The organism is Streptomyces sp. NPDC003034, from assembly GCF_053591375.1.
This window is the reverse complement of sequence record NZ_JBSFTS010000002.1, coordinates 451769-471640: the sequence shown is the minus strand read 5'-3', so window position 1 is coordinate 471640 and position 19872 is coordinate 451769. Positions and strand designations below refer to the sequence as shown.

General features: G+C 73.3%; 16 protein-coding genes and 3 tRNA genes. 10 read left to right on the top strand and 9 right to left on the bottom strand.

Annotated elements, in window-relative coordinates:
• The 5 genes from ACWDX7_RS04460 to ACWDX7_RS04440 form a co-directional block, all read right to left on the bottom strand.
• Window positions 1–533: DUF6917 domain-containing protein (locus ACWDX7_RS04460; protein ID WP_451749493.1), on the bottom strand; the 533-nt coding region annotated here is incomplete at its 3' end.
• The gene (locus tag ACWDX7_RS04455) at window positions 530–1594 is read right to left on the bottom strand and encodes a Gfo/Idh/MocA family protein (protein WP_451489222.1); all 1065 of its coding nucleotides are present in this window, start codon (window positions 1592–1594) and stop codon (window positions 530–532) included. The genes ACWDX7_RS04460 and ACWDX7_RS04455, both read right to left, overlap by 4 nt.
• Complete coding sequence (locus ACWDX7_RS04450; RefSeq protein ID WP_451489223.1) at window positions 1591–2772, bottom strand: Ldh family oxidoreductase; 1182 nt, start codon at window positions 2770–2772, stop codon at window positions 1591–1593. Before ACWDX7_RS04450 ends, ACWDX7_RS04455 begins: the two co-directional genes overlap by 4 nt.
• Entirely contained in the window at window positions 2769–4997 is a 2229-nt protein-coding gene (locus ACWDX7_RS04445) for a M20/M25/M40 family metallo-hydrolase (protein WP_451489224.1), read from the bottom strand. Before ACWDX7_RS04445 ends, ACWDX7_RS04450 begins: the two co-directional genes overlap by 4 nt.
• Window positions 4981–6012 carry a Gfo/Idh/MocA family oxidoreductase gene (locus tag ACWDX7_RS04440; RefSeq protein ID WP_451489225.1) on the bottom strand — a complete coding sequence of 344 codons (1032 nt, stop codon included), beginning with the start codon at window positions 6010–6012 and terminating at the stop codon, window positions 4981–4983. Before ACWDX7_RS04440 ends, ACWDX7_RS04445 begins: the two co-directional genes overlap by 17 nt.
• 277 nt (window positions 6013–6289) lie before the next feature.
• On the opposite strand from ACWDX7_RS04440, the gene ACWDX7_RS04435 reads away from it, so the two are divergent.
• The 7 genes from ACWDX7_RS04435 (at window position 6290) to ACWDX7_RS04405 (ending at window position 15464) form a co-directional block, all read left to right on the top strand.
• Entirely contained in the window at window positions 6290–7447 is a 1158-nt protein-coding gene (locus ACWDX7_RS04435; RefSeq protein ID WP_451489226.1) for a DegT/DnrJ/EryC1/StrS family aminotransferase, read from the top strand.
• Window positions 7444–8745 carry a DegT/DnrJ/EryC1/StrS family aminotransferase gene (locus tag ACWDX7_RS04430; RefSeq protein WP_451489227.1) on the top strand — a complete coding sequence of 434 codons (1302 nt, stop codon included), beginning with the start codon at window positions 7444–7446 and terminating at the stop codon, window positions 8743–8745. The genes ACWDX7_RS04435 and ACWDX7_RS04430 overlap by 4 nt, the downstream gene beginning before the upstream one ends.
• Window positions 8746–8803: 58 nt before the next feature.
• Window positions 8804–10156 carry a protoporphyrinogen/coproporphyrinogen oxidase gene (locus ACWDX7_RS04425; RefSeq protein WP_451489228.1) on the top strand — a complete coding sequence of 451 codons (1353 nt, stop codon included), beginning with the start codon at window positions 8804–8806 and terminating at the stop codon, window positions 10154–10156.
• Window positions 10153–11766 carry an AMP-binding protein gene (locus ACWDX7_RS04420; RefSeq protein WP_451489229.1) on the top strand — a complete coding sequence of 538 codons (1614 nt, stop codon included), beginning with the start codon at window positions 10153–10155 and terminating at the stop codon, window positions 11764–11766. The genes ACWDX7_RS04425 and ACWDX7_RS04420 overlap by 4 nt, the downstream gene beginning before the upstream one ends.
• A gap of 14 nt (window positions 11767–11780) precedes the next feature.
• The gene (locus ACWDX7_RS04415; RefSeq protein WP_451489230.1) at window positions 11781–12659 is read left to right on the top strand and encodes a class I SAM-dependent methyltransferase; all 879 of its coding nucleotides are present in this window, start codon (window positions 11781–11783) and stop codon (window positions 12657–12659) included.
• Complete coding sequence (locus ACWDX7_RS04410; RefSeq protein WP_451489231.1) at window positions 12656–13642, top strand: UbiA family prenyltransferase; 987 nt, start codon at window positions 12656–12658, stop codon at window positions 13640–13642. Before ACWDX7_RS04415 ends, ACWDX7_RS04410 begins: the two co-directional genes overlap by 4 nt.
• Window positions 13643–13724: 82 nt before the next feature.
• Window positions 13725–15464, top strand: coding sequence for a phytoene desaturase family protein (locus tag ACWDX7_RS04405; protein ID WP_451489232.1), 1740 nt, complete (start codon window positions 13725–13727; stop codon window positions 15462–15464).
• A gap of 134 nt (window positions 15465–15598) precedes the next feature.
• Here ACWDX7_RS04405 and ACWDX7_RS04400 read toward each other — a convergent pair whose 3' ends face one another.
• Complete coding sequence (locus ACWDX7_RS04400; RefSeq protein WP_451489233.1) at window positions 15599–16390, bottom strand: bestrophin-like domain; 792 nt, start codon at window positions 16388–16390, stop codon at window positions 15599–15601.
• A 387-nt stretch (window positions 16391–16777) separates the two neighbouring features.
• Between ACWDX7_RS04400 and ACWDX7_RS04395 the strand changes: the two genes are divergently transcribed.
• Window positions 16778–16948, top strand: a complete 171-nt coding sequence (locus ACWDX7_RS04395; RefSeq protein ID WP_451489234.1) for a hypothetical protein — start codon at window positions 16778–16780, stop codon at window positions 16946–16948.
• A gap of 288 nt (window positions 16949–17236) precedes the next feature.
• On the opposite strand, the gene ACWDX7_RS04390 is transcribed toward ACWDX7_RS04395, so the two are convergent.
• From ACWDX7_RS04390 to ACWDX7_RS04380, 3 genes are all read right to left on the bottom strand, one after another.
• Window positions 17237–17310 (bottom strand) — tRNA-Ile (locus tag ACWDX7_RS04390).
• A gap of 197 nt (window positions 17311–17507) precedes the next feature.
• Window positions 17508–17583: transfer RNA gene (locus ACWDX7_RS04385), tRNA-Asn, on the bottom strand.
• Window positions 17584–17588: 5 nt separating this feature from the next.
• Window positions 17589–17661: transfer RNA gene (locus ACWDX7_RS04380), tRNA-Asn, on the bottom strand.
• 145 nt (window positions 17662–17806) lie between these two features.
• Between ACWDX7_RS04380 and ACWDX7_RS04375 the strand changes: the two genes are divergently transcribed.
• Window positions 17807–18112 (top strand): YtxH domain-containing protein, encoded by a 306-nt coding sequence (locus ACWDX7_RS04375; protein ID WP_451489235.1) that lies wholly within the window; start codon window positions 17807–17809, stop codon window positions 18110–18112.
• 156 nt (window positions 18113–18268) lie between these two features.
• Complete coding sequence (locus ACWDX7_RS04370) at window positions 18269–19717, top strand: FGGY family carbohydrate kinase (RefSeq protein ID WP_451489236.1); 1449 nt, start codon at window positions 18269–18271, stop codon at window positions 19715–19717.
• Window positions 19718–19872 lie beyond the last annotated feature (155 nt).

Below are 19872 nucleotides of genomic sequence, written 5' to 3'. Positions count from 1 at the left end.
CGGCCTCGCGCAGGGAGTAGATGTTCCGGGTGTTCCTCGACACCCCCCACACGATGCGGAAGCCGGGACTCTCGGCGGTCAGGCACGCCTCGAAGGAAGACCACCGGTGTCTCCGGTACCAGCCCGAGGGACCGGCCGGTCAGCAGCCGGGGCGTGTGGATCAGAATGTTGTAGTGGTTGGGCAGATGGCAGCCGTCGAAGCCGAGCACGCTGCCCACCGGCTCCCCGTCGATCAGCACCGTGTCCCCCCGGTCGAGGACACCGCCGCGGTCCAGTTCGACGAAACCCAGGAAGCCGACCCGGTCCACCCGGGCGCCCGGCGCGTCGGTCCACCGGTCGGTCGTGACCAGTTCGTGCACCTCGCCCCGGCGGACGCAGCGGGCCGCGAACGGCTCCAGCGCCATCCCCCGGTCCGTACGCTCGTGCAACAGCACCTTGACCAAGGTCCCGCTCACCGCGCGCTTGGCGCCGTTCTCGTGCCGAGCGGTGTCCAGGGAGGGCGAGGCCGCGGAGAGGGTGGGAGAAGAGGTCATCGTGGCTCCGGTCGGTGTGCGGCGTACGGTTCCCCGGAACCGCGGGGCGGCGGCGGGCCGGGCAGGGCCTGCGCCGCGTAGACGGCGGCGACCAGTTCCAGCGCGGCCAGGCCGCCCTCGACGGCCCGGGAGGGGTCAGGGAGGTCGCGCAACCGGGCGACATCGCGCAGGACGCCCTCGTACTCGTGCCACAGCGACTCCTTGAAGCCGGGGCGGCCGTCCAGCATGTCCGCGTACAACTCGGTGCCGTCGCTGAGGCGCACCCGGACGTCCTTGGTCTCCCCCGGGTACGACCAGTCCAGCTCCACCCGGCCCGTCCCGCCCGGTCCGGCCAGCTCGATCACGGCCTGCCGGTCGGTGCCGGCCGCGTCCCGGGTCACGTCGGCGGCAACGACCCGGGAGGGGCGCTCGCCCAGCAGCAGCCGAACCAGGTCGAAGGCGTTGGGCCCGTTGTCCGCGACGCACCCGCCGCCGCAGCGGGCCGGGTCCAGGTACCAGGTGTCCGCGCCGATGTGTTCCTCGATCCGCTCCAGGTACCGCACCCGTACGGATTCCACCCGTACCGGCGAGTCCGGCGGGGGCAGCCGGCGCAGCAGGCCGAGGACACGGTCGTTGTAGCGGCGGTGGAACGCCGTGAACAGAGGGACACCGTACTCCCGGGACAGCTCGGCCAGCCGTCGCCCTTCCACCGGGTCCAGGGCGAGCGGCTTCTCGACGCACACCGGGACGCCGGCCCGCAGCGCGTCCGCGCACACCTCGGCGTGCGCGTGGTTGGGCACGGCCACGACCAGCGCGTCCAGTGGCTGGGAGGCGAGCATTTCTCTGTGGTCGGTGTGACAGGCGATCCTGCGGCGATGCGGGGCGAGGGCTTCCTCGCGCACGTCGCAGACCGCGGCCACCTCCCACTCGGGCAGGCGCTCGGCGGCGGCCAGGTAGAAGCGGGAGATCACGCCCAGTCCGGCGATTCCCAGCCGCCGGGGCGGCGGTGCGCCCCCGGCGCCCGGTGGCAGCGGTTCCGTCCCGACGGCCGGCAGTGGGCCGTTTCCGGCGGTCGGTGTCACCGGCTCCCCTCCGGGGCGGTGGGGAGCCGGAGCCCGAGGGCGGTCAGTTCCGCGTGCAGCGGGGCGGACAGCGGGACACCCGACGCCCGCCGCTCCTCGGCGCGTTCGGCCTCCGGGTGGCCCGGGTAGCGGACCGGCCCCCCTCCCGGCAGTGGAGGACAGTCCAGTACCGTGCCGAACATTTCCCGGGCGTCCCGGGCGAAGCCGTCGCGTAGCGCGTCGGGGGCGATGGCGAGGACGAGGAAGCCGATGTCGTCGTCGCTGCCGCCCGGCCTGCCGTTCCCCTCCAGCGCCGCCGGGGCAGGACCGGTGGCCGCTCCCGGCAGCACGGCGGCCAGCAGCTCCACGGCGAGTCCCAGCCCGAACCCCTTGAAGGCGCCGGTCGCCGGGGTGCCGCCGAGCCAGTTCAGCCAGGCCTCGCCCCGGTCGTAGGCGGCCGCGTCCCGCACCGGGCGCCCGGCGTCGTCGGTGAGCCAGCCCTCGGGCGCCTCTCGCCCGTCCCGGGCCGCGGTACGGACCCGGCCGGTGGGCACGACGGTGGTGCTCATGTCGAGGACGAACGGGCGCCCCTCCAGCGCCGGGGCCGCCACGCTCAGCGGATTGGTCCCCAGCAGGGCCGCGGCGCCGAGCGGCGGACGGGCGATGCGCTGGCCACCGCAGTTGGAGGCCATCACGCCGATCATGCCCTGGTCTGCGGCCCGTCGTGCGTGGACGCCCGCACAGCCGAAGTGGGTGGCGCCCCGGACCGACACGAGCCCGATGCCGCAGCGGTCCGCGCGCTCCACCGCGAGGTCCATCGCCTCCGACGCGGCCCACAGCCCGAGCGCCCGCCGGTGGTCGAGTAGCACACAGGCGCCCAGGTCGCGCAGGACGCGCGGCTCGGCGGCCGGGTCGGCGCCGCCCGACTCCAGCAGCGGCCGGTAGAGCCGGCCCAGATTGAACACACCGTGCGAGTCCATGCCGGTCAGGTCGCCGTAACAGAGCGCCTCAGCGGCGGTCCGGGCCCGGCTCGCCGGGACCCCGAGCCGGACGAAGCAGGCCGTGCTCTCGCTCAGCAGCGCGTCGTAGGGGACCGTCACGTCCGCCCTGGCGACGGGCGTCGGCACGGCGCTCCGGGGTGCGGCGACCACGGGCGGGGCAACCGCCTGTGCGGCGCCCGCGGGCGGAGTGGACGTCATGCGGTTCCTGCTTTCTCGGTAGATACCGGTGCGGGGCGGTCCGCCTCGTCGTACCGGTAGTCATCGGCGAAGGTGATCAGCAGTGCGGCGATGCGGGCCGCGAACGCCTCCAGGTCGTCCAGGTCGACGAACTCGCCCGCCGCGTGGGCCCGGTTGGCGTCCAGCGAGCCCGGTCCGAACACCGTGGTGAAGGTGTCCGGCACGCCCTCCATCCAGATCGCGTCGCAGGTGAAGCCCGGTTCGTCATCCGGCCACCGGTCGACGCCCGCCCGTGCCAGCAGTTCCCCGCCCCACTGCGGCTGGGCCCCGAGGGCGGGCAGACCGCGCTTCTCCCACTCCAGCCGGGTGATCCGGGCGGCGTCGGCCGCGGTCCGCGAGAACAGCGGTGCGCCGGAGAACCGGGCGGTGAACTCCCGCAGTCCTTCGTCGAGGGCCCGGGTGAGCGCGCGCTCGGCGGCGCTACCGCCCGCGGCGGTGGCGTAAGCCAGATTGAGCAGCAGACTGCCGGTACCGTGCACCTTGTTGTGCAGGGTGCCGGTGTGCAGACCCGCCACGCAGGCCGTGAACGACGGCCCGCCGGAAGCGGAGGGAACGGCGGCGGACGGGCCGAGTGCCCCGGCGAGGTGCTGGGCGAGGAAGCCCAGGAGGACGGTGGCGTTGTGCCCGGCCCCGGGCCGGTCGTCCACGGCGTCCTCTCCGCCGACCGTGATGCGGGCGGTGGCCGCGGCGGTCGCGCGGGGCAGCTGGCGCAGGCCCGTCGGCTCGCAGAACACGTTGACCCGGCCCACGTACCCCGCCTCCACGAGCGGCCGGGTGCCGAAGGTGCCCAGCGCCCCGCCCTCCTCGCCCGCCACGGCCTGCACGAGCACCGTTACGTCCCTGCCGACGGCCGGACAGGCCTCGGCGGCCGCCGCGACACCGGCGAGCAGCGCCACCGCCGGCCCCTTCGCGTCCACCGCTCCCCGGCCGGTGAACCGACCCCCGTCGTAGGCGGGAGGCTCGCCGCCGGCCACGGTGTCCAGGTGCACGTTGAACATCATTGTGCGCTCCCGGGGCAGGGCGGCCCCCAGCCGCAGCACCAGGCTCGGCTGGCGCTCCAGGAACGCCGCGTCGGCGGCGACCGCGCGTCGTACGGGAAGCGGGGTGTCGTCGCGCAGCACCGCCGAAGGGTCCGGAGGTCCGAGGTGCACGGTCTCGAACCCGAGCCGTGCCGCCGCCGTCGCGTAGGCCCGCAGGGCGGCCGTCAGCAGGTGGGGCGCGCCCGGGCCGGTCTCCAGCGGGCCCGCGGTGGGGGTGTGCAGCAGGTGCAGCAGCAGGCCCGTGTCGACGGCCGTCGGCCTCGGCAGCGCGGGGGTCCGGGCAGCGGGAGGGACCGGGGCGTCCAGGGCGTCCAGGCGGCGGGCCGCCCGGACGAACAGACCGGCGGTGTCGGAGTCCTCCCCCCGCAGTCCCGCGTGCGGAAGCACCGAAAGATGGGGTTCGAGCGAGTACGCGCCCCGGTAGCCGTGCTCCTCCAGCAGCCGTACGCAGTCGGCGACCCGAGCGGTGCCCTCCCCGGGCAGGGTGTAGACGGCCTCGCCGGGCCGGTCGCCCGGCAGCGCGTCCTTGACGTGGACGTGGGCGACGTACGGCAGCAGCCGCTTCAGCATCGCGTATCCGTCGTACCCGTACGGCACCCCGTTGCCAGTGTCGAACAGGACGCGCAGCGCCGGGCTGTCCGCCTCGGCCAGCAGCCGGAGCGTCCGGGAGGCGTCGGTGCCCGCCCAACCCGCACAGTTCTCGTGCAGCAGTTCGACGCCGAGCCGCTCCGCGCGGCGGGCCAGGCGGCTCATCCGGTCGATCGCCCGGGCTGCCCAGTCGTCCTCGGGCAGCCCGTCACCGGTCCACGACATGACGCGCAGGCTGCGGCAGCCCAACACCCTGCCGTACTCGGCGAGCCGCTCCAGCTCCTCCAGATCGGCGGAGAAGGGGCCGGTGACCGGGCGGGCCCAGTTGCCGATCCGGGAGTCGAGGCAGACCACGCCGAGGCCCGCCGCGTCCAGCAGGCCTGCGGCTTCGTGCACGGCCGCTACGGGCAGGTCTGCCAGCGCCGCGCCGTCGACGGTGCGCAACTCCAGCGCGGACCAGCCCAGTTCCCGGGCGACCGCGATCTGTCCGGCCAGGTCGGGGGCGGCCTCGTCACCGATGCCGGTGATCCGCCCGGTCAGGTCAATGGTCCGCGGCACGGGTGGCCTCCTCGTAGGGGGTGCCGGCGACGTGTTCCGCGCAGCGTCGCTTGGCCGCGTCCAGCAGCCGGACCACACCGGCGTGCAGGGCGAAGTCCGCCGCCCAGGAAGGGTCCTCGGCCGGGACGGTGTCGAACCGGGTGTAGGTGCGGTGCAGGAACGCGTGCAGCGCGTCGTCGCGGAACACCTCGCGCCGCCCGCCGACGACGAGCTGGGCGTGATCGTCGGCGTCGCTCGGGGCGAAGTGGCCGACGGCGGTGCCGTGTTCGAAGGTGAGGACGGCCTTGCGTTCCCGAACGGGCGCGGTCAGATCGGAGACGACGCGGGTGCGCACCCCGTTCGCGTGCCGCAGCTCCAGCACCGCGGAGCCCAGCCCGGGACGCACCGTCTCTCCGATCCGCAGGTCGGTCAGCACGGCATCGGTCGTCTCGGCCGGGCCGGCCAGCGCCAGGACCAGGCCGAGGGAGTGCGGCACCTCCACGTCGAACGCCGTGGGGTGGCCGTCGTCGGCACGCAGCGAGCGGGTGAAGCGCGGCTTGTGCTGGGTGACGTCGATGCGCAGCAGCCGTCCCATGCCGCCCGAGACGACTAGGCCGCGCAGCCGTCCGGCCAGTGCGGAGGCGGGCCAGTGCGCCACCACGGCGAGACGCAGATCGTGGCGGGCGCGCAGTTCCTCCACCACGGCCAGTTCCCCGGCGTCGGCGGCCAGCGGCTTCTCCACGATCAGATCCCGATAACCCGCGGCGCACAGCTCGGCAAGGACGGCGAGCCGGCTGGCGGGCGGGGTACACACATGGACGACGGCGCCGCCGGGGGGCAGCAGTGCCCGCGCCCGCTCCAGCGACGGCATGACGGTGACCCCGTCCGGTACCGGTGCCCGCTCGCCGGGCCGGGGGTCGACGGCGATCACCGGTCCCCGCCACACGTCCGGTGACCGGTCGCGGGCCGTGCGCAGGGCCCGCAGGTGCAGCCCGGCCCCGGAACGGCCCAGTCCGACGATCAGGGGCTGTCTCATGCGGTTGTTCCATCCAGTGGTTCGGGCCCAGCGGTCCGGGCAGGGTGCGGCGAAAAATCTCGCCCGCCCGCGCGACACCGGTCAAGGAAAACCGAGGTGTTGTCACCGAAAGGTATGAAGTTCCTTTGGGATTTCGGGACTTCACACTTCCGACTGTTACGTTCAGCGGGCAGATTCCCCGAGCACGGGGTCCGGACCTCCCGTCACTTCTTCTTGGGCGGCTGCCTCGGCCCCAGACGAAACCGGCGTTCCGTCGACCGAGAAGAATTGTTTCCGCGTGACGTTATCCAGCATTCCCTTTTTCTCCCAGGCGAAGACATTCGAAAAGATCTGGCCGGACCTCCGGGCCGGGGTGGACGAGATCTTCGCCGACGGCAAGTTCTCGCATTCCCGTCAGGTCGGCCGTCTGGAAGAGGCCCTCGCGCGATACACCGGCGCCCGCCACGTCATCGGGGTGAACAGCGGCACCGATGCCCTGGTGCTCCTGCTGACGGCGTGCGGGCTGCGCCCCGGGGACCGGGTCCTGGTCCCCGCCTACTCCTTCGTGGCCACCGCCAGCTCCGTCGTCCTGGCCGGCGGGAAGCCCGTCTTCACCGACATCGACCCGGACACGTACGCCATGGACCCCGGCCGGATCAGGCACGAGGCGGCGGACGGCGCCCGGTTCGTACTGCCGACGCACCTCTTCTCCCGGATGGCGGACATGACAGCGCTCACCGCGTTCGCCGCCGACCACGGACTGCTGCTGGTGGAGGACAGCGCCGAGGGCATCGGCATGCGGCAGCGCGGCGTCCACGCCGGCCTGCACGGACTCGGCGGGGTGCTGTCGTTCTTTCCGAGCAAGACGCTGGGCGCGCTCGGCGACGCCGGGGCCGTCCTCACCGACGACGCGGACCTCGCCGACCACGTGGCCGCGCTGCGGCACCACGGCCGCAGGGGGCGCACTCTCGCCCACTTCCCCGGCATCTCCAACGAGACCCACCACGTCGGCCACAACAGCAAGATGGACGACCTCCAGGCCGCCGTCCTGCTCGCCAAGCTCACCGTCCTCGACGAGGACATCCGCCACCGCGCCGCCCTGGCCCGGTGCTACGACGAGGGCCTACGGGGCGTGCCCGGCATCACCCGGCTTCCCGCGATCACGGGTGCCCCCGACGAGGTCTTCTACGTCTATCTGATCGAGACCGAGCGCCGCGACGCGCTCGCCGCCCATCTGCTGGACCAGGGCATCGGCACCGAGACGTACTACCCCCGGCCCCTGCACCTGCAGCCCTGCTTCGCCGGACTCGGCCACCGGCTCGGCGACTTCCCCGTCGCCGAGGCCGCCGCCGGCCGAGCCCTGGCCCTGCCGCTGTACGCCGACCTCACCGACGCCGAGGTGGCCCGCGTCTGCGCGGCCGTCCGCGCCTTCCACACCGGGAGGGTCCCCGCATGACCACCACCAGCGACCGCGGCCCGGACACCGCCTCCAGCACGGGCACCGCCTCCAGCACGGGCACCGGCACGAGCACCGGCACCGGTACGGGCACCGGCACCGGCACCGGAGCAGGCGTGAACCCCGATACCGGGGCCGGCCCCAGCGCCGGAAGCGGCGGCGCGACCGGTGACCCTGTCCCCTTCTTCCCGCCCGACCTCTTCCACGAGGACCGCGACACCTTCCTACGGCTCCTCCACGAGATCGGCACCGGGACGGACCAGAAGTTCATCCTGGGCGACCACACCCGCCGCTTCGAGGACGCCCTGCGCGACCGGCTGGGCGCCGCCGACGTGGTCGCCTGTTCCAGCGGCACCTCCGCCCTCCACCTGATCCTCACCGCCCTCGGCATCGGCCCCGGGGACGAGGTCGTGGTCCCCGCCTTCGGCTGCGCACCGCTCGCCGCGGCCGTCCTGCACACCGGCGCCGTCCCCGTCTTCGGTGACATCGACTCCCGTACGCTCACCCTCGACCCCGCCGACGCGCAGGCCCGCGTCACCGAGCGGACCAAGGCGCTGATGCCGGCCCACATGTTCTCTGTCATGGCGGACATGCCCCGCTTCGCAGCCCTGGCCGCCGCCGAGGGGCTGCTTCTTGTCGAGGACTCCGCCGTCGCCCAGGGCGCTGTCCTCGACGGCAGGCCCGCCGGACTGTGGGGGGACGCCGGGCTCTACTCCTTCGTCCAGGTCAAGTCGTTCGGCATGCCCGGCGAGGGCGGCGCCGTCGTCACCCGGGACGCGGGGACCGGCCGCCGGGTCCGCATGCTCCGCAACCACGGCCAGGACGGCGTCCACCGCGGCCTGCACCACATCATCGGCGTCAACAGCCGGTTCGACGAGATCCAGGCCGCCTTCCAGCTGCACCGGCTGTCCGGCCTCGCCGCCCGCCTGGAACGCCGGGCCCGGATCGCCGCCCACTACACCGAACGCTTCACCGGCCTGCCCGGCATCACCACCCCGCCACCGGGTACCGACGGCCGCTGCTACTACGTCTACACCCTGCTGGCCGACGACCGGGACGCGCTGCGCGACCACCTGGCCGCCGAAGGCGTCGACACCCACGTCTACTACCCGAAGACCCTGCCCGACCAGGCCGCCTTCGCCCCCGTCGCCGCCGCCCGGCCCGGCCCTGGTTGGCCGCGCGCCCGGGAGGCCGCCCACCGGCAGCTGTCGCTGCCCGTCCACCACCGGCTCAGCGACGCCCAGGTCGAGCACGTCATCGACGCCGTGCGCGCCCACGCCCTGCGCGCCCGCCGGTGACCGCACCACCCCGGACGGTCCGCGCCACCGTTCCCAGCCCCACACGGAGTGCCCCCTCATGACCCCTGATCTGGACATCGCCGTCGTCGGCGCCGGCCTCGCCGGCCTCGCCGCCGCGCACGAACTGCGCCGCAACGGCCGCGAGGTGTGCGTCTTCGAAGCCGCCGACGAACCCGGCGGCCGGATGCGCAGCATCCGCCGCGACGGCTATCTGATGGACACCGGAGCCGAGCAGATCTCCACCCAGGGCTACCGCGCCACCTGGCAACTGGTGCGCCGGGCCGGTCTCACCTCCGACGACGTGCCCCGCATCGGCCGCCCCATGGCCGTCTGGCGCGGCGGACGCCCGTACAACGGCGTCGGCGAACCCCGTGCCGTGCTCACCGGCGCCGGACTCGTGCCCGCCGCCCGGCCCTCGCTGGCGCGGTTCCTCAGCTGGAGCGGCCGCCACCGCGCCGCCCTCGACCACGACCACCCCGAGGACACCCCGCTCGGCGGTGACACCATCGCCGTCGCGGCGCGCCGCTACCACCCCGGCCTCCACGACCACCTGCTCCAGCCGCTGTCCGCCGCCTTCTTCGGCTGGGACTCCGAGCGCAGCGCCGCGGCACCCCTGGTCGGCCTGCTGCTCGCGGTCGGACCGGTCTCCGCCTGGCGCACCTACCGCGGCGGCATGGACCTGCTCGCCACCCGTCTTGCCGCGGGTCTTGAGACGCGCTACGGCCACCGCGTCGAGGAGGTCATCGACCACGGCGACCACGCCCGGCTCACCGTCGACGGCAGCACCCTCACCGCCCGCGCGGTGGTCCTCGCCGTGCCCGCGCCGGTCGCGCTGCGGCTCACCGACGGCGCCGACCCGGACACCACCGGCTATCCGGCCGCCTCCACCTACCGGCCCATGTTCAAGGTCAGCTGCGCCCTGGACCGGCCGCTGGCTCCGCGCGGCGGCGCCTACGCGCTACTCACCCCGGAGTGCGAGGAACCGGTCCTGTCCTGCGTCATCGCCGACCACCTGAAATGCGCCGACCGCGCCCCCGCCGGACGTGGCCTGCTCAGCCTGCTGGCCTCCCCGCGCCGCATCCCCGAACTCGCCGGGGCCGGCGAACGGGAAGCCGCCCGCCGGCTCACCGCCGCCGCGGAACGTTACGTACCCGGACTGGGTGCGGCCCTCACCGCCACCCACATCCACCACTGGCCGCAGGCCATGCCCGAGATCACCCCCCGCGCCCTCGCGCTGCGCGCCGCGTTCCTGCACCGCCCGGCACGCGCCGTCGAATACGCCGGGGACTGGGTCGCCGCCCGTCCCTCCAGCGAGGGCGCCGCCCGCTCGGGCGCGCTCGCCGCCGCCCGCGTCCTCGCCCATCTCGCCCCGCGCCGGGGCCGCACCGTCCCGCAGGAGACCGCCGCATGACCCCCGACGACCTGGGCGTCCTCTTCGACGAGCTCGCCGACGCAGGCACCGGCACCAGGTTCCACCTCGACCGCCCCTTCGACCTGGCCCTGTCGCGGGCCGGTGCCGAGGCCACCGAGTGGACCGTCCCGGAACTGGCCCTGCTCGTCCGGGAGACCGCGGGCGCGCTCGCCGCCGCCGGGGCCGGTCCCGGCGAACGCGTCGCGATCGTCAAGGCGAACCACTGGGACTACGACCTGATCGCCTGCGCCGCCATCCGCACCGGCGCCGTCCCCGTGAAGCTCTCCGGCCACCTTCCCCCCGAAGCCCTGCGCGTCCTCCTGGAGCGCTGCGCGCCCCGCGTCCTGGTCACCGACCTCGACGTGCTCGGCCGCGCCCCGGCGGGTGCCCTCGCCGGGGCGGCCCGTACCACCGTCGTACTGGGCCCCGGCGGCGACCTCCCCCCGGGCACCGTGCACATCGACGACCTGACCGGCCACCCCGACCCCGGTCCGCACCCCCGTGATGACGACGCCCCTCTGGTCGTCATCCACACCAGCGGCACCACCGGCCTACCGAAGCTGGTCTCCCACACCACCCGTACCCTGGTCCAGCACCTCGCCCGGTTCGAGACCATGCCGGCGCCGCACATCGCCGTACGCCGCGACGACAGCCTCTTCAACGCCAGCGCCTACGCCCACGGCCGTACCCTCTGCTGGACGGCCGTCGCCCTCACCCGCGCGCCCCGGCACATCTCCCTCGCCTCCGGCGAGCGGCCCGAGACGGCGGACCTGCTGCTGCGGGCCCATCCGCCCACCGTCGTCGAGGCGCTACCGTCCCGCTACATCCGGCTGCGCCCGCTGACCCGGCGCCTGGACAACCCGTTCCGGGACGTACGGAACTACATCAGCACCTACGACGCCGTGCACCCCCCGGTCGTCCGGTCCTACCTCCGGGCCAGTTCACGGCGCCTGCCCGTGTGGATGCAGGCCTGGGGCCAGAGCGAGACCGGCCCGCTGACTTTCGCCTTCCACACCCGCCGCTCCGTGGCACGGGCCTCCGACGGCAGCGCGACCACCGTGCGCGACCTCGGCCGCCCGGTACCCCTCAAGACCCGCCTGAAGGCCGTCGACCCCGTCACCTTCCGCCCGGTGCCCCCGGGCACCCCCGGGCTGATCCTGTGCCGCACCCGGGCTCTCGCCCCGGACTATCCGGGCGAGCGGGAACGCTGGACGGCGAAGCGGCACGGCCGCTGGTGGAACACCGGGGACATCGCGGTGATCAACCGCGACGGCAGCGTCCGGCTGCTCGACCGGGAGGTCGACCACTTGCCCGGGTTCAGCTGCCTGCGGACCGAGGACATCCTTGAGGACCGGCTGCCCGAGGCCCTGGAGTGCGTCGTCCTGGCCCGGCCGGGCGCGGATCCGCTGCCCGTGGTGGTCACCGAGGACGGCACGCTGGACCCTGCCGGCTGGCAGCGGGCCGCCGCGGACCTGCCGATGCTCGCCGAACCCGTCGTGGTCGGCTGGGACGAGGTCCCGCGCACCGGCACCGGGAAGGTGCGGCGTGTCGCCCTGCTGGAACGGCTGACCGGCAGCACGGAGACCTGTGGCACCGGCCGCTGGACATGACCGGGGGCCCGCCCGTGCCGCGTCCGGCCACCACCGCCTCGCGCGGCTACGTCTTCGACAACGACAGCCCGCACAGCGCCCGCCACCACGCGTGCCTCGAAGAGGCGCTTGACCCGCTGACGCTCGGTCACCTCCGGGAGGCGGGCGCGTCACCCGGCATGCGCTGCCTGGAGATCGGAGCCGGTGCGGGCAGCATCGCCCGCGGCCTGCTCCGGCTGGTCTCTCCCGGCGGCACCGTCACCGCCACCGACGTCAAGCCCGGGCGGATCGCACCGGCGCCCGGACTGACCGTGCTCGCCCACGACGTCGTCACGGACCCGCTGCCCGAGAGCGCGTACGACATCGTCGTGGCCCGCCTGGTCCTCCAGCACCTGCCCGAGCGGCAGGCGGTCCTGCGACGGCTGTCCGGCGCGCTCAGGCCCGGCGGACTCCTCCAGATCGACGAGTTCGACGCCGGGCACGAGCCGTGTCTGCTCGCGCCGTCCGCGGACGACGTCCTGCTCTACGAACGGTTCACCGAGGCCAAGGCGACGCTGATGCGCGCCGCCGGCGGCGATCCCACCTGGGGCCGCCGGGCGGCGGCCGCGGTGCGTGACGCGGGTCTGACCGCCGTCCGGGTCCGGCCGCACGTGCTGCTGCGCGCCCCGGGGACGCCCGCGCTCGGCCTCCAGCTCCACCACCTCGCCCATCTGGCGCCCCGGCTGCTCGACAGCGGCTTCACCCCCGCCGAGCTGGACCGGCTGGACACGCTGATGCACGACCCGGGGTTCGCCGCCGTGACCGGCGTCTTCTACTCCGTGCAGGGCCACCGTCCCGCCCGCACCCCCGCCGCGCCGCGCGACACCACCCGAGACAGCACCCGAGACAGCACCCGAAACTCCGAGGCGACATGACCGACTCCCCGCTCACGACAACCACCGCGCCCGCCCAGCAGCCCGTACCGCCGTCCCGTACCGACGGCAGACTCGGGACCTATGCCAGGCTCGGCAAGCTGGACGTGTACGACTACTACCTGGGCACCTTCGTCGCCCTGTCCGCCGTGGCCCTGCCCCTCGGCCTGCTCACCGGGCGGGCCGCCGCGCTCTTCGGCGTCTTCCTCCTCGCGCAGATCCTCCTGCTGATGGCGATGACCGCCTTCGACGACGTCACGGGCTTCCGCGACGGCAGCGACATCACCAACTACGGCCCTGACCACCCGCTGCGCAACGTGCGGCGCAAACCGCTGGTCGCCGGCACGCTGACGGTGCCCGAGGCCCTGCGGTTCGCCTGGACCTGCGCCCTCCTCGCGGCTCTCCTGTTCGCGGTCACCGCCGCCCTCGCACCGCACCGGCCGGCCTGGACCACGATCGGGCTGGTCGTGCTGTGGGTGGTGACCCTCCAGTACTCCTACGGCTTGAAGCTCAGCTACCACGGTTTCCAGGAGGTGTACCTGGTAGCGCTGGGCTTCGCCCTCGTCATCCTGCCCTACGGCATGGTCACCGGCCAGGCCACCGGCTTCCTCCTGGTCCAAGCCGTCCTCTTCGGGTTCGGCCCGCTGATGTTCGGGGTCTACTCCAACACCAACGACGTGGACGGCGACCGTGCCGTGGGCCGTCCCACCGTGGCAGCCCTGGTCTCGGAGCGCGGCAATGCCCGGTTCATCGGAGTTCTGTCCCTCGGCGAGTTCCTGACGATCGCCACCGCGAGTGCGGTGGGCGTCGCTCCCTGGTGGTTCGTCCTGCTGATGCTGCCCGCCTCGCTGCTGCGGCTGCGGCAGTACGTGCTCGGTTTCCGGCGAGGCGACATCATGCGGGCCCGTCGCACCGGCTTCGCCGTGCACCGGCTCGGCGTCGTGCTGATGATCGCGGGCAACCTGCTGGCGGCGGCCACCGGCTGACAGCAGGCGGGTGGCGGAGGCTCTGTCAGAGCCAGGAAAAGGAGCGCGTCATGGCGGTCTTTGCGTCAGGAGTTCTCAGCGCATGATCGATTCTCACGGGCCGGAACGCCCCTCCACCCGGCAGTCCGGTGCCATCGTCCCGCAGTCGGTGCGCGTCGGCCGTCCCCTGCACCGCGGTGGTGTGGAGGGCGAGTACGACGCGATCGTCGTCGGTTCGGGCGCGGGCGGCCTGACCAGCGCGGTGTGCCTGGCCAAGCAGGGACGCCGGGTCGCGGTGTTCGAACAGCACTACACGGCTGGCGGCTACACCCACGCCTATCGCCGCCACGGCTGGGAATGGGACGTGGGAATCCACTACGTCGGCCAACTGCGCGGCCGTGAGCCCATGCGCGTGCTCTCCGACTACCTGACCGACGGCACGCTGCGCTGGGCCTCGCTCGGTGACCCCTTCGACGAGTACCGGCTCGGCGGTGACGTCTTCAGCGCGCCGGTGGGTTACGACGCCTACCGCGCCATGCTGGTCGAGCGCTTCCCGGCCGAACGCGCGGGGATCGACGAGCTCTTCGGCCGGATCAGCCGCTGCCGGACGGCGCTGCCGTTCCTGGCCCTGCGCCGCCTCTCGGGGAGGATCGCCCAGCGGGCCGCCCGCCTCCTGGAGCGGACGGTGCCCGAGTACGCTCTCCGCCCGGCCCGCGAGGTGGTGGGCGAGCTGACCGCCGACCGGCGGCTGCAGCGAGCCGTGCTCAGCCCCACGGCGCTGCTGATGGCCGACTCGACAACGGAGCTGCCGTTCCTCATGCTCGCCGTCATGTTCGAACACTTTCGGACCGGCGCGTGGTATCCGGTCGGTGGAAGCGCCCGGATCGCCGGTTCGATGCTCGCCCCCATCCGCCGTAGCGGGGGTGAGGTGTTCGTGCGGGCCCCCGTGCGGAGCATCGAGGTCGCGGCGGGGAGAGCGAGCGGTGTCGTACTGGCTGACGGCACCCTGGTCCGCGCGCCGGTCGTCATCAGCAACGCCGGGGCCCGCAACACCTTCGGGACCCTCTTGCCGGAACCGGTGGCCACCGCGCACGGCTATCCGCCACTGCTCGCCCGGGCCCGCGACGGGCACAGCTTCGTCGTCCTCTTCCTCGGGCTGGACGGCAGTCCGGCCGAACTGGGCCTGCCCCGCACCAATGTGCTCGTTCTGGAGGACGAGGACTGCGACACCTTCTACCACCAGGCGCCCGAGAGCGGCAGCTGGCTCATGAGCGGCCTGTTCGTCTCCTTCGCCTCGGCCAAGGACCCCACCTGGACCACACGCCACCCCGGACGATCCACCGGCGAGGTCCTCGCCTACGTCCGTCCCGAGTGGTTCGCGGACTCGGCCGGCACGTCGTGGAACAGGCGCGGGCACGACTACCGGGCACTCAAGGACGCCGTCTGCACGGAGCTGCTCGACACGCTGTACCGCCATGTCCCGCAGATCCGGGGCAAGGTCGTCTACCAGGAGCTGGGAACCCCGCTGACCGCCGAGCACTTCGGCAGGTGGCCCAACGGAAGCCTGTACGGGCTCGCCAAGGACCGGGAGAACCTGTTGCGCCAGGACCACTGGCTCCGCCCGCGCACCCGGGTCCCCGGGCTGTACCTCTCCGGGCAGGACAGTCTGGCCGGCGGGCTCATCGGCGCGGTCGGCGGTGGCCTCCTCGCCGCTCACGAAGCGCTCGACACCGCCGGCCGGGTCCGGCTCTGGCGCGACCTCGCCCTGCGGGCGGCCCGGGGACCGGCGCGCGATCCCGACCCCCACCGGGCAGCCGGGCCGGCCGCTGACGTCACCGACTGAGCGATCGGAGACTGATCTCCCCGAACAGGCCGAGTGCCCGGACGGCCATCCGACCGCACGGCCCATGAGCGCAGGCCTGTAAGTGATCTTCGAGAAGCACGACCGGCTGGAGGCGGCGGCCCGGCCCTGGCGGCTCACTGGCTCCAGTACTGGGCGAGCGCTCCTTCTCGGTACGGGGCCGGGCTCACGCTGAGTTGGCCGGCGAAGGGGCGGTCGAGGACGAGGACCAAGAGCAGGCTGAAGCCGATGAGGGCGGCGACCGAGGCGACGAAGAGGAGCTGGACCAGCAGTCTGCGCATGCCGTAGAGGAAGGTGAGCGGGATCAGCACGAGGGCGCCGCCGAAGGCGAGGACCTGAAGCAGCGGAGGGAGTTCCTGCTCGGCCATGGTCAGGCGGGAGCGACGCTGGGCGGCGACGTCGTTGAGGTGGCTGACGGCCTCCGCGTAGAAGACCTCCTCGCGTGCCGTTTTCGGCTCGTACGCCTGCAGGGTCTCGAAGGCGGTCCGGAGGTGCCGTTCCGTGGCGCCGTAGCTGGGCCGCCCCGCGCGCATGCGAGGCCACTGATCCTCGACGACCGCGTGGACGTAGCCGCTCAGGGCCGCGTCGAGGTCAGCGCGGACCGGGGGCGGGAAGGCCGCGGCGTCGCGGGCGATGAGGGCGATGTCGGTGGCCTCGGTGGCCACGGTGGTCTGAGTGCTGTCCAGTTGGGTCCAGAGGGTGACGATGACGAAGGCCAGGATGATCCCGTAGATGGCACCGAACATCCCCAGCGTCACCCCGACCATGTCGTTGTGCTCACCCTCGGCCAACGACGGGTACCTGCGGCGCAGCAGCACACTGCCGGCCATGGAAACGGCGACGGTCCCGCCGACGATGACCACGGCCAGAGTGAAGGTGCTGAAATGATTGAGCAGCCAGAGCGACATAGGTGGGACTCTAGGCACGAGATGATCACAACGCCGACGCCTGCGTCGGTCCTCCCCCCACCGATCACTCTCCTGCCTGTCCCCCGGCGTGCGGTGAACAAGGCCTTGCCGTTCTGGATCGAAGCGCACGGGCTCCCTTCACGATCACACCATCGAGTGAGCGAGGGACCAGGCCCCGACGCCTCACCGGCTGCTGATCGTGGCCCGGGGCAGCATCGGCCTGTACGTCTGCGACATCGCCCGCGGCCTCGGCGCCTGCGAGTTGTGTACGTGACCCTCACCCCGGGCACCGCAAGCTCGCCGACGCGTCCGCGCCCTCACCGGACAGCTCACCGGCCTCCGACGCTCACCGCCGGACCTCCCCGAGGTGGCGAATTCTCCGGGCCAGTGCGGACGTACAGCTTCGTCACCGGCGCCGAGAGCCCGCTCGCGCCGCCGATGCGCGTCCTCCCGTCGACGGCGGCGTCATGGGACGGGTGCCTCCTCGGCATCGCCCGCGGCCGGGGTGGCGACGGCACCAACGGCGGCAACGGAAGCCGCGGCGGCGGCGACATGTGATGCTCGCCGCCGGGTCGACATGGCGATCGCGTCGAAGCGCCGCGGACAGTCCACGGTGACGATCACCACAGACCTGTTCTCGGCCGCTGGGGGGTGGAGCCGGGCACGACGCGGCCGCGAAGGCGGCGTCCCTCGTGCCGCGCCGACGGTGCGATGAGATCCAGCCGCGGGACTCACGTTCCCGGGCGGTTCCCAGCCACAAGCTGAGCTCGGCTCGCCGGATGGTCCCACCGACCCCGCGAACGCCAAAGCCGCAGGTGAGATCGTTTCTTCACCTGCGGCTCGCAGTGGGGCGGGTGGGACTCGAACCCACGGCCGACGGATTATGAGTCCGCTGCTCTAACCGGCTGAGCTACCGCCCCTTCACGGCGTGGCGCGTACATGTGTGCGCGCCGTCTGCCGCAGCATAGCCGCTCATACGATCTCCTGCCTCGGATGCCTCGCATGATCGGCTTCGCCTGTTCAGAAGACCGCGCTGAGGGCTGCCCGGTTCCCGGACCTGGCAAGGAAAGAGGAAAAAAAGAAGAGGAGGACCCACTGGGGCCTCCTCTTCTCCTTCTGGCTCCCCCGGCTGGACTCGAACCAGCAACCCTCCGGTTAACAGCCGAATGCTCTGCCAATTGAGCTACAGGGGACCGCGCTCCCCCGACTGGACTCGAACCAGTAACCTGCCGGTTAACAGCCGGCTGCTCTGCCAATTGAGCTACAGGGGATTGCTGCGGTGCATCAAACAGCCCACCTCCGGCCTTGCCGGGGGGCGAGTGCCCGTTGCGAGTCATAGATTAGCGCAAGCAGGGGGGTGCTCCGCCAATCGGTATCCAGAGCGGGCCGGGCACCACACGACGAAGGGTGGCAGGCATGCGGTACAAGGTCACGTTCGCGGTCGGACTGGCCATCGGGTACGTGCTCGGAAGCCGGGCCGGGCGCGAGCGGTACGAGCAGCTGAAGAAGTCCGCGCAGCAGATCGCGCAGAACCCGGCGGTGCGCAATGCCGTCGAGACGGCCGGGCAGAACGGACGCCAGTTCGCCGGGAAGGCCTTCACGACGGTGAGCGAGGTCGTCGGCGACGCCGTCCCGGCCGCGCTGGCCGGGCGGGTACGCAAGCTGCGCGACCGGGTCGGCGGCACCGGCACCGAGGACGAGTGGGGCACGACCAACACCTGAGGTACGCGCGGAGCCGGAGCCCCGGGGGTCCCTGTGGATCCCCGGGGCTCCGGGCTGCGCCCCCGGGCTCCGGGCCGCGTGCCCGGGGATCGGGGATCCGGGCGGTCGGGGATCCGGGCGGTCGGGACCGGCCCGCCGTGCGGCAGAATTCTCCGCATGGGGATAGTCGCCGGGCTGGACAGTTCTTCCGCCTTCACTCGCATCGTCGTCTGCGACACCGAAACGGGCGCCGTGCTGCGCCAGGGGTACGCACCCCATCCACAGCCCGCCGGGGACCCCGAGGGCGTCAACCCGCACGAGACGGATCCGCAGGCCTGGCTGCTCTCGCTCGGCGAGGCCGCCGGCGGCGGGCTCCTCGAAGGGGTCCAGGCCATCGGTGTCTCCGCGCAGCAGCACGGGGTGCTGCCGCTGGACGCGCAGGGCGGGCTCGTACGCCCCGCACTCGTCGGCAACGACAAGCGCGGCCAGGTGGCCGCCGCCGACCTCATCGACGCGCTGGGCGGCCGGCACGCCTGGAGCGAGGCGGTGGGCTCCGTTCCGCATTCCGCTCAGCCGATCGCCAAGCTGGCCTGGCTCGCCCGCACCGAGCCGGAGGCGGCCCGCCGGGTGGCCGTGGTGATGTCGCCGCACGACTGGCTGGTCTGGCAGCTGCTGGGCCGGCCGGCCCGGCGGACCACGGACCGGGGCGGCGCCTCCGGCACCGGCTACTGGTCGGCGGCCACCGGCTCCTACCGTCCCGACCTGGTCGAGCTGGCGCTCGGGCACCAGGCCGTGCTGCCCGAGGTGCTCGGCCCGGCCGATGCCGCCGGGACCACCCCAGAGGGGCTGCTCATCTCCGCCGGGACCGGCGAGACCATGGCCGCCGCGCTCGGGCTCGGGCTGGGACCGGGCGACGCGGTGGTCTCTCTGGGGGCTTCCGGTTCCGTGATGGCGGTGCACCACGAGGCACTGTCGGAGCCGGGCGGACTGATCACCTCCCTGGCCGACGCCGGCGGTATGCACCTGCCGGTGGTGAACACCTCCAATGCCGTACGGGCCCTGCGCGGCACCGCCGAGCTGCTGGGGACCGATCTGGAGGGGCTGTCCGAGCTCGCGCTGAAGTCGACACCGGGCGCGCACGGCCTCGTACTCCTGCCGTACCTGGAGGGTGAGCGGACGCCGAACCTGCCGCACACCGCCGGGACCCTGTCCGGGCTGCGGCGGGACTCGATGAAGCCGGAGCACCTGGCCCGGGCCGCCTTCGAGGGCATGCTGTGCGGGCTGGTGGACGCGCTGGACGTGCTGCGCTCGCGCGGGGTCGAGATCCGGCGGGTGTTCCTGCTGGGCGCGGCGGCCGAGCTGCCCGCCGTACAGGCCGCCGCTCCGGGTCTCTTCGGTACGCAGATCGTCGTACCGGCGCCGGCCGACTACGCGGCGCTGGGCGCGGCGCGGCAGGCGGCATGGGCGCTCGGGGTCCGCCAGGGCACGCTCGCCCCGCACACCCCGCCGCTCTGGCCCGCCCCGGCGGCCCAGGTCTTCGAACCGGGCGAGGAGTTCCCGGCCTGGCAGGCGGTGCGCCAGCAGTACATCGCCACGCGGGAGTCGATCCACCCCGGCGCCTTCTAACCGCGGTGTGCCGTCAAAGAGCGGCGTCAAAGAGCGGCGTCAAGGAGTGGCGTCAAGGCGCCGGTGAGGCCCGCGTTTCCCGGCGGTGCGGACACCTTGGGCGTGCGGTCGCGGTGGACTGCACCTTTTGACCGGGCTTTGCGAAATGCGGTGGG